This window comes from Polaromonas sp. P1_G2 (genome assembly GCF_056405515.1).
Genome location: NZ_JBFUBY010000937.1, coordinates 1 through 504, shown reverse-complemented (window position 1 = coordinate 504; position 504 = coordinate 1). Strand labels below are relative to the sequence as shown.

Below are 504 nucleotides of genomic sequence, written 5' to 3'. Positions count from 1 at the left end.
GGCCTATGATGCGCATGGCAAGGCGATTTCGGAAGAGGATATGGCCAAGGCGCTCGCCGTCGATGCGGTTCTGTTCGGCGCCGTCGGCGGCCCGAAATGGGATGGCGTGCCCTATGACGTGCGGCCCGAGGCCGGGTTGCTCCGGCTGCGCAAGGATCTGGCGCTGTTCGCCAATCTGCGCCCGGCGATCTGCTATCCGGCGCTCGCCAACGCTTCTTCGCTCAAGCCCGATGTGGTCGAAGGCCTCGACATCCTCATCGTCCGCGAATTGACCGGTGGCGTCTATTTCGGCTCGCCGAAGGAGATCATCGATCTCGGCAACGGCCAGAAGCGCGGCATCGATACCCAGGTCTATGACACATTCGAGATCGAACGTATCTCGTCGGTTGCCTTCGAGCTGGCGCGCACGCGGGGCAACAAGGTCTGCTCGATGGAAAAACGCAATGTCATGAAGTCGGGCGTGCTGTGGAACGAGGTCGTGACCCAGACGCACAAGGCGAAATA

1 protein-coding gene is annotated in these 504 nt (G+C 61.7%); it reads left to right on the top strand.

The genetic code is table 11. From position 1 onward, the window contains the following. Positions 1-504 (top strand): isocitrate/isopropylmalate family dehydrogenase (locus AC1D0P_RS28425; protein ID WP_477679793.1); only part of this gene is annotated, 504 nt, incomplete at both ends.